Source organism: Nostoc sp., assembly GCF_035638895.1.
Taxonomy (GTDB): domain Bacteria; phylum Cyanobacteriota; class Cyanobacteriia; order Cyanobacteriales; family Nostocaceae; genus Nostoc.
On record NZ_DASQZC010000521.1, the window covers coordinates 1 to 11,340 of the forward strand.

The following is an 11,340-nucleotide window of genomic DNA, read 5'->3' on the forward strand; positions in this document are numbered from 1 at the left end:
ATCATAACGAATTTGCAGATGAGCGATCGCTTGTTTACCTTCTGGCAATTGTCCCAGATAAATGTTCGCCAAAACTACCCGTTCTACATCCTGCATCAAATCTCCCAAACGGACAGCAAAGCTACCATCAACTTCGGGTTCCACTGGTAACTCAATTGTGTCTGGGGCAACTTGGGCAATGGGTTTCAATTCTGCTAATCGCACATTGGGCACTAAAGATAACAGCAGGTAGGCATTAGTTAACCCAATCGACTGAATCCGCCCAAACAGTCGGCTAAATTGCTCCACAGCTTGTTCAGGGCGTTCAATATGCGCTAAAGTTCCACCACCGACATCGGCAATTTTTTCCAGTAAATCCTGATTCCAGCTATTGCCAAATCCGAAAGTGTTGATAGTTAGGTTCAGCTTGGCAGCTTTTTGCGCGAGTTGAAGACAGCGCTTGTTGTCATCTCGCCCAATATCCCACTTCCAAATCCGCAAACCACTTTCACCATGCCCATCTGTCAGCAGAAACGCCTGGGAAACAGCGCCTCTTGTACCCTTCATCAGTTCTGTAATTCCCAATTCCAAACCATCAGCGATCGCAGTGCCACCGCTAGCAGTCAGTTTGCTTTTTATTTGAGATTTGATGCTTTCGGGGTCTTCAATCGCTTGATTAGGGATAATGACTTCCGCAGTACCGGAAAAAGCCACAACTGAGATGCGATCGCCAACTTTCAACCGATCTATTAATCCTTCCACCGCCTGGATCACCGTTTTAATTGGTTGTCCATGCATGGAACCACTTCTATCCAAAATCAAGCAGAGATTGAGGGGCAGATTTTGGTCAAACTCATCAGCGATGGCAAAAATCGTCATTGCTAGTTGACGTTGGCTACTTGTTTGAGCCATATCAACATTATTGTCATTTAACGCCGAGAGCAATTTAACTTTCATTGAGGAGGATTATCTTGCAAAACTGTTTTAGAGACAATCCGGGTTTTCTTGCGATCGCTTTCGGATAAATCTCCACCAGATTGTAGCTGGGTGGCAGAAGTTTGCAACACCGTCGCCGCCCCAGTATCTCCCATTTGCAGTGCAGTTTTCGCAGCCGTTTGTAACATTGTCGCCGCACCAGAGCGATCGCCCTGTTGCAATTTCGTCTCGGCTAGCTGGGTTTGGCGATACTTAGCTAATGCTAAAATAGAATGTTGCACCTGGGGATTCGGGTCTGCTTGGTAATTTTTGACTACATGGGCGTAAACGGGGATATTTGGTGTAACTAAACCTACCTTATTGGCGGCTGGATCATCGTAGCGGACTTGCACATTAGCGATCGCTTGTTCACCTGTTGGCAATTGTCCCAAATAAATATTAGCTAAGATTACCCGTTCTGCATCTTTCATTAAATCTCCCAACCGCACAGCGAAACGTCCATCAGCTTCTTGTTGCAGTGGTAACTCAATTGTATCTGGGGAGACTTGGGCGATGGGTTTGAGTTCCGCTAACCGGACATTGGGCATCAGGGAGAATAACAGATAAGCATTAGTCAATCCCACAGTTTGAATACGGCTAAACAGGCGATTAAACTCTTCGGCTGCCTGTTCGGGTTTTTGAATATAAGATAAAGTACCTAAGCCAGCATCAGCAATTTTTTCTAAAACATCCTGGTTCCAATTGTCACCAAATCCCAAAGTATTTAAAGTCAAATTATAGCTAGCAGCTAATTGAGCGAATTTTAAACAGCGATTATTATCACCGTGTTCATTTTCACCGTCGGTTAATAAGAAGGCTTGCGAAACAGTATCTTTTTTACCCTTTGCCAACTCCTCAATGCCTAAGCGTAGTCCTTCGTCAATCGCAGTTCCACCATCGGCGGCTAGGCGATTAATTTGCTGTTTAATTTTCTCTGGATCTTGGACACTTTGACTAGGTATTAAAACTTTGGCACGGTGATCAAAAACTACAACACTGAGGCGATCGCCAGGGTTGAGTCTATCTACCAGACGATTCGCTGCTTTTTTGACCGTTTCTAGCGATCGCCCGTTCATCGAACCACTATGATCGAGAATTAAGCATAAATTCAGAGGTACATGGCGGTCTTGATTTTCTGCCTTCGCCGAAATCGAAATTCCCAACTGACGTTGACTGTTCAGTTGATTTGCGTCCAAATTACCATCATTCAAGGCAGGCTGCAAATTAACCTTCATAACTCAAAGTCCCTATTCAGGATATACATACATATTAAAAAATAACTTCAAAGCACCACTTTAGCTCTACGGAAAACCTATCTAACACAAATACACTAATATAATCAGAATATCTTAGAAGCCAAGCATTGGCAGATGCGAAGCCACCTTGAGCATTAGGGAGAAATCCGCACCTTGAGGAAGGCTGGCATCGCGCTAGGATGTATTACAGTTAACGGCATAGTTTCAGGCGATCAGTTGCTATGGACATTTCCCCAATCAAAGCTGTTCAAGCCCCATATTACGGCGATAGCTCTTACCGGACACCACCGCCAGATTTACCTTCCCTCTTATTGAAGGAGCGAATTGTCTATATTGGGATGCCTCTGGTGCCTGCTGTCACGGAATTAATCGTGGCCGAATTGCTGTTTTTGCAATCTGACGACCCCGAAAAACCGATTAAAATCTATATCAACTCCACCGGCACTTCCGGTTACAGTGGCGAACCCATTGGCTTTGAAACCGAAGCCTTCGCCATCTTTGACACCATGAAATATATCAAACCTCCTATCCACACCATCTGCGTCGGTTCCGCGATGGGTATGGCAGCGATGCTACTCAGTGCTGGTACAAAAGGTTGCCGCGCTAGTTTGCCTCACTCCTCGATTATCCTGCATCAGCCCAAGAGCTACGCCCAAGGTCAAGCAACGGATATTCAAATTCGCGCCAGGGAAGTTTTGGTAAATAAAGGGGCGTTAGTTGATATCTTACATCGCACCACTGGACAGCCTCCAGAAAAAATTGCTAAAGACATGGATAGGTTGTTATATTTAACACCCTATGAAGCGAAGGAATACGGGTTGATTGACCGAGTTTTTGAGAAAGAAGAACTCGCCAATCCCCCACTCCCTGCCAGTGTCCTTTAATTTAGTTAGGAGTTATGAGTTATGAGTTATTGAAAACTTCTCACTCCTAACTCTCCTATCGTCCGCAAATTATTAAGAACGGAGTAAATTATGCCTATAGGCGTTCCTAAAGTTCCTTACCGGATGCCCGGAGGACAATATACAGATTGGATTAGCATTTACGATCGCCTTTACCGGGAACGGATTATATTCTTGGGGCGAGATATTGATGATGAAATTGCCAATCAGATTATTGCTGTAATGCTGTATCTGGACTCAGATGATCCAGGTAAAGATATTTATATATACATCAATTCCCCAGGTGGGATGGTTACATCTGGCATGGCTATTTTTGATACCATGCAACATATCAAATCAGATGTAGTGACTATTTGCGTCGGTTTAGCAGCTTCAATGGGGTCTTTCTTGCTGGCTGCTGGCACCAAAGGCAAACGGCTAGCATTGCCTCACTCACGAATTATGATTCACCAGCCTTCAGGTGGTACCCGTGGACAAGCAAGCGATATCGAAATTGAAGCTAGAGAAATTCTGCGGATTCGTCACCAGCTCAATGGCATTTATGCCGATAAAACCGGTCAGACCATAGAGAAGATTGAAAAAGATATGGATCGTGACTTTTTCATGTCTGCCGAAGAAGCAAAACAATACGGTTTAATTGACCGTGTGATTGAAGAACGAACCTCGATAGTAACAGGGGAATAGGGAGTAGGGGGGATGAGGAAGCAGGGGAAGCAGGGGAAGCAGGGGAAGCAGGGGGAGAGTTAAAAACTCCTAACTCTTGACTCCCCACTCCCGATTCCCCACTCCCCACTCCCCTTCTTTAAACAAACTGTCAACATTGAACTTAAAAATAGTAGATTAGCCCTTATTATTAATAGTTCAGGCGTAAAGCAGATAGCTTATAGCCTCTTGCTGGATATTCGATAGCTCATAGCTCAAGATGGATCTTGGAGATTGCTACCGTTTACTAGGTTTAAGATCGGGAGCTTCTTTTGCTGACATCAAAGCGTCTTACCGACGATTGGCGCAGCAATATCATCCCGATATCAACCCAGATGACAACAAAGCCAAAGATAAGTTTATTGCGTTGACAGAGGCGTATAAACTCCTGCTGACGGTGGTACTGCCAGAGGAAACTGTGGCATATTCAACTCAGGTGTCAACATCTGGTATGCGTGATGACGCTAAGGCAACGCATAGGCAGAAAACACCGACAACAACGGTGACAAGCCAAGAACCAGGGAAACCAAAGCCGCCTAATGTGTTGGAAATAGAAGAACGGCTGAAGTGGAAGACTTATGAGCAATTGCAGCGATTTTTGCAAGAAAGACGATTTCCGCAAGCGATCGCCCTGGCGGAAGCTTTAGCAGATCGTTTGTCAACAGATGCAGAAGTTCGTCAATGGCTAGCGATCGCCTATCAAATTTGGGGACGGGCGCTAATTTCCCAAAACCAGCTGCTCAAAGCCAGAATTTATCTCAAAAAAGCTCTCAAAACAGACCCCCATAATAAAAGTCTCTGGTATGAAGTGCAGCGCGATTTCCAACGATTAGAACAAATTTTTTAAATATTGACAAAATTTATTAAAAATCAAAATCTCGTTTCCAGGTTCTAATAAGGAAATGGTCTTCATTGGGTTGCTGCCAGTGAGACGGGAGGCGGGAGCCTCCCAAAGAGCATTCCCAGTCTCAGAGTGGGAACGAGGTAGGAATTACGAATTACGAATTACGAATTACAAATTACCGCCATCGGCGCAATACTGCTCCTAATGTAGCGATTCCCTCAACAATCTTCTGAGTTGGCTGAAAGCTAAAAGCTAACCTGATAGCATCATCCCCCTGTCCATTAGTGTAGCAGCGAGTTCCTGGTAGAAAACTGACACCGTATTCACTGGCAGCCATTAGGAGTGCTTTGGCGCTAATGTCTGAGGGCAATTTACACCAAACGAAGAAGCCGCCATCGGGACGCTTTGCAACTACATCACTGGGAAACTCTTGAGCGATCGCTTCTAACAACAAATTGCACTTATGCTTGTAGCAGGCAATTAACTCCTGAATGTGATTATCTAATTTGCCTGTGGCACAATAGCGGGCGACCACATGACTGACAAATGGCCCCACAGGCCCCTCACTTTTGAACATTGCTAGCCGCTCAATAATCGCTGGATCGCCACAAGCCCATCCCAGGCGGATACCAGGCGCAATAATTTTCGAGAAGGTACTCACATATAATACCCACCCCTCCTTGTCGAGGGTTGCCAGGGAGGGCACAGTTTCTCCTTGGAAGCGCAAATCGCTATAAGCATCGTCTTCTACCACCAGCACGCCATATTCAGCCGCTAATGCTACCAGTTTTTGACGGCGAAATAATGGCATAGTAGTGCCTGTGGGATCGTGAAAGGTGGGGATGGTGTAAATAAACCGGGGCCGGATGCCCTGCTTTTTCAAGTCGCTCAAAGTTACTTCTAAGGCATCTACATCCATGCCCAACTCATCCACAGGAATGGTAATTATACGTGCGCCAGCTTGGACAAATCTAACAACTACTCCCAGGAAGGTTGGCCCTTCCACAATTACTACATCACCAGGTTCGATAAACACATCTGGTAGCAAGCCCAGAATCTGGCCAGAACCATAGCCAATGATCAGGCGATCGCGATCGGTAGTGATTCCTTTAGCCTGCAAGCGGAGGATAATTTGCTCGTATAGTTGAGCTGAAGGTGGGCCGTAATTGAGAGCGAGCGGAGCCTCTTCTGCGAGCACAGCAGCACTTGCAGCAGCCAAGTGAGCGTGAGGAAAAAGAATTGGGTCAGCTAGACCGTAGGTAAAGCTGACAGTAGGAATTTTGGTTAACTCTGTACTATAGGTTGGTGGTGCGATGTTTCTAGCCCGTTCGGCGAACAAATCAGCAATTCGGTAAGCAGGGGTAGTGGCAGCCATAAGAAGTTCAAAATTGGAAGTCAGAATAGAGAACACACAAGAAGACAATTAGCGAAAAGTCAGATTGGAGGAAGCCTTCAATCTGTTAGCGCAGTGTCGGAACGAGCATCACTTTTCAAGAAAGTGAGGGTCTTAAACTTTCGTTAATCGCCCAGAATTTATGGTGGATTCTGCCTGCCGACGGATGTATTCTTCCTTATAACATGATGATGAGTATCGTGAATATTGACCCTCCGCAATTGCCAGATTCTTGGGCATTGAAAAGAGGCAGAGGGGCAGGGTGCAGGGGGCAGAAGTTCTTTAATTTTAAATTTTGAATTGATTTCTCCCTCATCTCCCGCTATTCCCCCTGCTTCCCCCACTCCCGACTCCCAACTCCCAACTCCCCATTTATAAGCAATTACCAGCCAATATATTAAATATTTATCTAATATGCGTCACAATTAATACTGCCACCAAAATTCATTGATAAACTACAATCTCTTATAGGTCTACTGTAGTCAGGGACAGCCAGTTGTGGCACCTTGGATCTTAGTGGCTAGAAGCACCTTGGAGCGGGAATAAAGGAACTTCCACTATGCTGATTTGCCCTCAGTGTAAATTTGAAAATCCCAATAGTAATAAATTCTGTCAAAGCTGTGGCATGTCCCTGACCCACAAGGTCTGTCTTGAATGCAGTACCGATGATGTACCTGTGAATGCACTACGTTGTCATAACTGTGGCACGGAATGTGGAACAGTGTTTTGGGCAATTATTGCTAAGGAAACGACTGCGAAAGCTTTGGGAGTAGAGGAGGATGTGGCAGAAAAGGGAGATGAGGAAAATGAGGAAGCAATATCTTCTTCATCTTCTCTATCTGCTAGTTCTCAGATTGCACCAGGCTCCTATTTAGACTCCCAAGAGCGCTATCAATTGTTAGATCCGCTACCTGCTCAAACGGAAACTTCCACCATTACTGATGTAGGGGTGAGAGTTCTAGACTGCCAGCCGTATCAAATATCACCTATTGAGGCAATACTAGCAAGTCAACAATCGGATTTGCTAGCGCCATCAGTGGAAGCAAGTGGAATTCCTCACCTTGCTAAACTTTATATTGCATTACAATACCAAGGTCAGCCGGGGATACCGCCGATTCACGATGCATGGCAGCAGGGAAATATGCAGATAGTCATAATCGAAGATCGCTCACATTGGCAGCTTTTACTCGATTTATGGCAAGAAGAAACAACGAGTTCGTTAAAAATTTTACACTGGTGTTATGAAATGACCCAACTTTGGGCATTATTGGAACCAGTAGGTTGTTGTCAAAGCCTTTTAGATTTGTCGAATTTGCGATTGGATGAAGACCAAACGCTGGCGCTACAAAGGTTGTATGTGGAATTATCCAATTCTTTGCCTGTCACCGAGTCGCCAGAAGATGCCGAAAGCGAAACATCTGCTATTCCAGAGCAACCGTTAACCATTCAAGCTTTGGGGCGAGTTTGGCAAGCGCTATTTAGGCAATCTCAACGCACTCAATTTGGCCCTGTAGTCCAGATGTTGGGGGATTTAGAGCTAGGTAAGATTCAGACGATGGCACAATTGCGATCGCGTTTGGAGGAAATCTCTATTGAACTGGAAGCACTAGGAACCGCAACTTTACCCCCAATAAAGGAGAAAAATACTGCTGTGCCAATTATCCCGCAATCAGATGAGCCAGAAAATATCATTAGCAAAATTGATGATATGCCAACTGTTGTGCTGGCGATGCAGTTAAGTAGCTTAGAAGATGCAGGACGCACAGATGTAGGGCGTCAACGTCATCATAATGAAGACTACTTTGGCATTGAAACCAAAATTCAAAAGCTGGAGTTGCCCAAAAGTCGAGTCTTAGAAGGGCATGGTTTGTATATTCTCTGTGATGGTATGGGTGGACACGCTGGTGGCGAGATAGCCAGTAAGTTAGGAGTCGACACCCTACGGCAATACTTTCAAGAACACTGGATTACTAACCAACTGCCAACAGAAGATAGCATTCGTGAGGCAGTGTTTTTAGCTAATGAGGCGATTTACAAGCTCAATCAACAAGATGCCCGTTCTGGAGTTGGGCGCATGGGTACAACTCTGGTAATGCTCTTAATTCAAGATACTCAAGTAGCAGTTGCTCATGTGGGAGATAGCCGTCTCTATCGGCTGACGCGCAAGCGGGGACTAGAACAAGTCACAGTAGATCACGAAGTTGGGCAACGGGAAATTACACGCGGAGTGGAAGCAAGCATAGCTTACGCCCGCCCGGATGCCTACCAACTCACACAAGCTTTGGGGCCTCGTGACCAAAACTCGATTAATCCCGATGTGGGTTTTTTTGAGATCAATGAAGATACTCTTCTGCTGTTGGTATCGGACGGTCTATCAGATAATGATTTAATAGAAACCCATTGGCAGACTCATTTAGAACCCTTACTTAGTTCTGGCGTTAACTTAGAACAGGGCGTTACAGACTTAATTGATTTGGCGAACCAACACAATGGTCACGACAATATTACTGGTATACTTATTCGAGCAAAAGTACGCCCAAATCTGGAAAGTTAAAAAAATGGGGGGTGGCGAATGGGGCATGAGGACTGGGAAATAATTTTCCTAATCCCTACTTCCCCACTCCCTACTCCCCACTCCCCACTCCCTCTTACCTTTTAGGTTGTATTGTGGTTAGTCTGACTTTGTTAGAACCGCAACAGAAAACGCCCCTCCAGCAGTGGTGCTTTGAGAACTCTTCCATAATTCGGATTGGTCGAGCGGTAGATAATCATGTTGTTTTAACTGATAGTTTAGTTTCGCGGCATCATCTAGAACTGAGACACGATGCCGACAATGGCGGTGGTTGGCGGCTGATTAGTCAGGGTACCAATGGGACTTTCCTCAACGGTGTCCTTGTGATTCAGAGTCCCTTACCAGATAATTCATTGTTGCAACTGGCACAGGGAGGCCCAATACTGAAATTCCAAATTCAGGATGTAACAGTACTGGAAACTGGTGTGCGATCGCAACAACTGCAAGAAACAGAAGAAAACGCCGTTGCAACACTCAACTCAGCCCAAGGTAGATACACTTGCACCCATGAAGGCAACTCCCCAAACAATCTCTTTTGCATCCACTGCGGCCAACCTCTCTCAGTACAACAGAAAATTCGCCATTATCAGGTGTTGCGAACTCTCGGGCAAGGAGGGATGGGTACTACTTATCTCGCTTGGGATGCGGCTGGTCAAGTTGCGGGTATGCCACAATTGCTGGTCTTGAAGCAAATGAATGCTGATATGGTAAAAATTGCCAAAGCTCAAGAATTATTTGAGCGTGAGGCGTATACTCTCAAATCCCTTAACCATCCGGGAATTCCCAAGTATTACGACTTCTTTGTAGAAGACGGAAAAAAATACTTGGCAATGGAACTAATCCACGGACAAGATTTAGAGAGACGTGTCTATACTACTGGGCCAGTTACGCCAAACCAAGCGATCGCTTGGATGATCCAAACCTGCGATATTTTAGAATATCTTCATAGCCAAGTGCCTCCACTGATTCACCGCGACATTAAACCCGCTAACTTAATGGTGCGAAGTTCACTAAATCGCATAGTGGTGCTAGATTTTGGCGCTGTTAAAGAAATTGGCACAGCGCCCGGTACTCGTATTGGTGCAGAAGGTTACTGCGCTCCTGAGCAAGAACGAGGACAACCTTTGACTCAATCTGATTTGTATGCAATTGGGCCAACGGTGATTTTTCTACTCACAGGCGAAAACCCTTTCAAGTATTACCGCCAAAGAGGGCGGAACTTCAAGTTTGATGTGGCAAAAGTTCCCACCATTAGTTCCCAGTTAAGAGATGTAATTGATCGCGTTACAGAACCATTACCACGCGATCGCTATCAAACTGCAAAGGAATTAGCTGCGGCGTTAGCTGGTTGCCAAGTTTAGAGAGTGGGGAGTGGGGGTGGTGAGTGGTGAATGGAGAGTGGTGAATATTAAAAATTCCTATTCCCTACTCCCTATTCCCTATTCCCTACTCCCTATCCCCTATTCCTCATCCCAAGTCTCTACAGCTAGCAATTCACTAACTGGGTCTTGCATACTAAAGCCAAAGTCAAGCAGTTCCTGTTTCCAGTGTTGCCATTCATTACCGTAGAGCAAAGCGATTTTCCAGATGCTATCGCTTGGCTTGATAATGTTCGATTCTATGAGTGATTGCACGTTGCGCTGCAATTTCACCATTGGGTGAATCACTTGCTGAGTCATAACCTCGATTGAATTCAGATTTTGTTGGTAAATACTTAATTAAAACTGCTTTCCATTCTGCAATTGTTGCCGGATCGTAGAGTGGTGTAATTTTGGTAAAGCTAGTCTTAACTTTTTAACTATACCATAACAAACTCTACTAAATTACTGGTAAATTCGCTTTTGTACGGTAATTACCACCACAAAACTCTAAATTCACCAAGTAGTCCTTCAACTTTTTGCAGAACCTGGGCAGAGGTGCAGAGGGAAGGGTTAAGGGATGAAGGATGTTTCAATACGGTTCGGATAAGATCCCGCCGCCTGTGGCGACCCTCTTTTTAAGGGGGTAAAGGAGGAAATTAGCCCCTCTTTGTAAGGGGGGTTGGGGGGATCTTCGCAAAGTAAACAAGCTAACCGAACCGTATTGAGAGATGTTTCTGTTTCCCGTTTTTCCTTTAACCTTTCGCCGTCTTCTTTTTCCTTGTAACCTTTAACCGCTAGAGTGCAACAGTACCTTTTGTAAGATATCTATTGTGGACGGTGAGCAAAATAATTAGTCGTCTGGGAAGTTGCACTATGTAGTGTGACTGAGGACGACTGGGAAAATTTTATTTTGTTGAATCACGAAAAATATGTGTGCTTGTTGAAGAACTATAGGACACGGGCTAGTTTGAAAGTTTTTGACTGACAGGGAAATTTGCAATTGAGTAGAAATATCTACTGTTTCTATTTATTTAAACGTTATTTACAATATCGCAAACATCTAACTTTAGGCTGAATCATCGCAAATCTTTATATAATCTTAATTTTTCGCCCAGTGAATAAGACCTGGAGAGCGATGCCTACGGCGGTAAACTACGCATGGCAAAATTGTCGGTACAGCATAGGCTTACCATAAGGTTCTCTCGTCTTCAGAATCAGCATTTGAAGTTTGTGTAAAAAATTTTTAGCGAAGATGTTAGTTTCTGTTGGGCAGATGGGCATCCTCATAGCAGGAGGCTTGCTGATACTTAAGTATTTACCGCAGCAAGTGTGTGAGGCATGGCTAGTTCAGAGGCA

At 44.8% G+C, this 11,340-nt stretch carries 9 protein-coding genes; 5 read left to right on the forward strand and 4 right to left on the reverse strand.

The window, feature by feature from the left end; translation table 11 throughout:
- Both VE944_RS25970 and VE944_RS25975 read right to left on the reverse strand, forming a co-directional pair.
- The coding region (locus tag VE944_RS25970; protein ID WP_324983943.1) for a vWA domain-containing protein at positions 1-936 on the reverse strand (936 nt) is incomplete at its 3' end.
- Positions 933-2,189, reverse strand: coding sequence for a vWA domain-containing protein (locus VE944_RS25975; protein ID WP_324983946.1), 1,257 nt, complete (start codon positions 2,187-2,189; stop codon positions 933-935). The genes VE944_RS25970 and VE944_RS25975, both read right to left, overlap by 4 nt.
- 242 nt (positions 2,190-2,431) lie before the next feature.
- Here VE944_RS25975 and VE944_RS25980 point away from each other — a divergent pair, with 242 nt between their 5' ends.
- The 3 genes from VE944_RS25980 to VE944_RS25990 all read left to right on the forward strand — a co-directional run bounded on the left by VE944_RS25980 (position 2,432) and on the right by VE944_RS25990 (position 4,661).
- On the forward strand, positions 2,432-3,094 hold the full coding sequence (locus VE944_RS25980) for an ATP-dependent Clp protease proteolytic subunit (protein ID WP_094342544.1): 663 nt from the start codon (positions 2,432-2,434) through the stop codon (positions 3,092-3,094).
- A 90-nt stretch (positions 3,095-3,184) separates the two neighbouring features.
- Positions 3,185-3,796 (forward strand): ATP-dependent Clp protease proteolytic subunit, encoded by a 612-nt coding sequence (locus VE944_RS25985; protein WP_100901456.1) that lies wholly within the window; start codon positions 3,185-3,187, stop codon positions 3,794-3,796.
- Between the two features lie 238 nt (positions 3,797-4,034).
- Positions 4,035-4,661 carry a J domain-containing protein gene (locus VE944_RS25990; protein WP_324983953.1) on the forward strand — a complete coding sequence of 209 codons (627 nt, stop codon included), beginning with the start codon at positions 4,035-4,037 and terminating at the stop codon, positions 4,659-4,661.
- A 172-nt stretch (positions 4,662-4,833) separates the two neighbouring features.
- Here VE944_RS25990 and VE944_RS25995 read toward each other — a convergent pair whose 3' ends face one another.
- Positions 4,834-6,033: an aminotransferase-like domain-containing protein gene (locus tag VE944_RS25995; protein ID WP_324983955.1), complete on the reverse strand. Its 1,200-nt coding sequence runs from the start codon at positions 6,031-6,033 to the stop codon at positions 4,834-4,836.
- Positions 6,034-6,610: 577 nt separating this feature from the next.
- Here VE944_RS25995 and VE944_RS26000 point away from each other — a divergent pair.
- Both VE944_RS26000 and VE944_RS26005 read left to right on the forward strand, forming a co-directional pair.
- Positions 6,611-8,605 carry a serine/threonine phosphatase gene (locus tag VE944_RS26000; RefSeq protein WP_324983958.1) on the forward strand — a complete coding sequence of 665 codons (1,995 nt, stop codon included), beginning with the start codon at positions 6,611-6,613 and terminating at the stop codon, positions 8,603-8,605.
- A gap of 113 nt (positions 8,606-8,718) precedes the next feature.
- Positions 8,719-9,984: a protein kinase domain-containing protein gene (locus VE944_RS26005; RefSeq protein ID WP_324983961.1), complete on the forward strand. Its 1,266-nt coding sequence runs from the start codon at positions 8,719-8,721 to the stop codon at positions 9,982-9,984.
- Between the two features lie 99 nt (positions 9,985-10,083).
- On the opposite strand, the gene VE944_RS26010 is transcribed toward VE944_RS26005, so the two are convergent.
- Positions 10,084-10,302, reverse strand: a complete 219-nt coding sequence (locus tag VE944_RS26010) for a DUF4327 family protein (protein WP_012407469.1) — start codon at positions 10,300-10,302, stop codon at positions 10,084-10,086.
- Positions 10,303-11,340 lie beyond the last annotated feature (1,038 nt).

Excerpts from the sequence above, each read along its gene's own strand:
- VE944_RS26000 (WP_324983958.1), top strand. The coding sequence starts at position 6,611 with ATGCTGATTTGCCCTCAGTGTAAATTTGAAAATCCCAATAGTAATAAA.
- VE944_RS26010 (WP_012407469.1), bottom strand. The coding sequence starts at position 10,302 with ATGACTCAGCAAGTGATTCACCCAATGGTGAAATTGCAGCGCAACGTG.
- VE944_RS25980 (WP_094342544.1), top strand. The coding sequence starts at position 2,432 with ATGGACATTTCCCCAATCAAAGCTGTTCAAGCCCCATATTACGGCGAT.
- VE944_RS25985 (WP_100901456.1), top strand. The coding sequence starts at position 3,185 with ATGCCTATAGGCGTTCCTAAAGTTCCTTACCGGATGCCCGGAGGACAA.
- VE944_RS25990 (WP_324983953.1), top strand. The coding sequence starts at position 4,035 with ATGGATCTTGGAGATTGCTACCGTTTACTAGGTTTAAGATCGGGAGCT.
- VE944_RS25995 (WP_324983955.1), bottom strand. The coding sequence starts at position 6,033 with ATGGCTGCCACTACCCCTGCTTACCGAATTGCTGATTTGTTCGCCGAA.
- VE944_RS25975 (WP_324983946.1), bottom strand. The coding sequence starts at position 2,189 with ATGAAGGTTAATTTGCAGCCTGCCTTGAATGATGGTAATTTGGACGCA.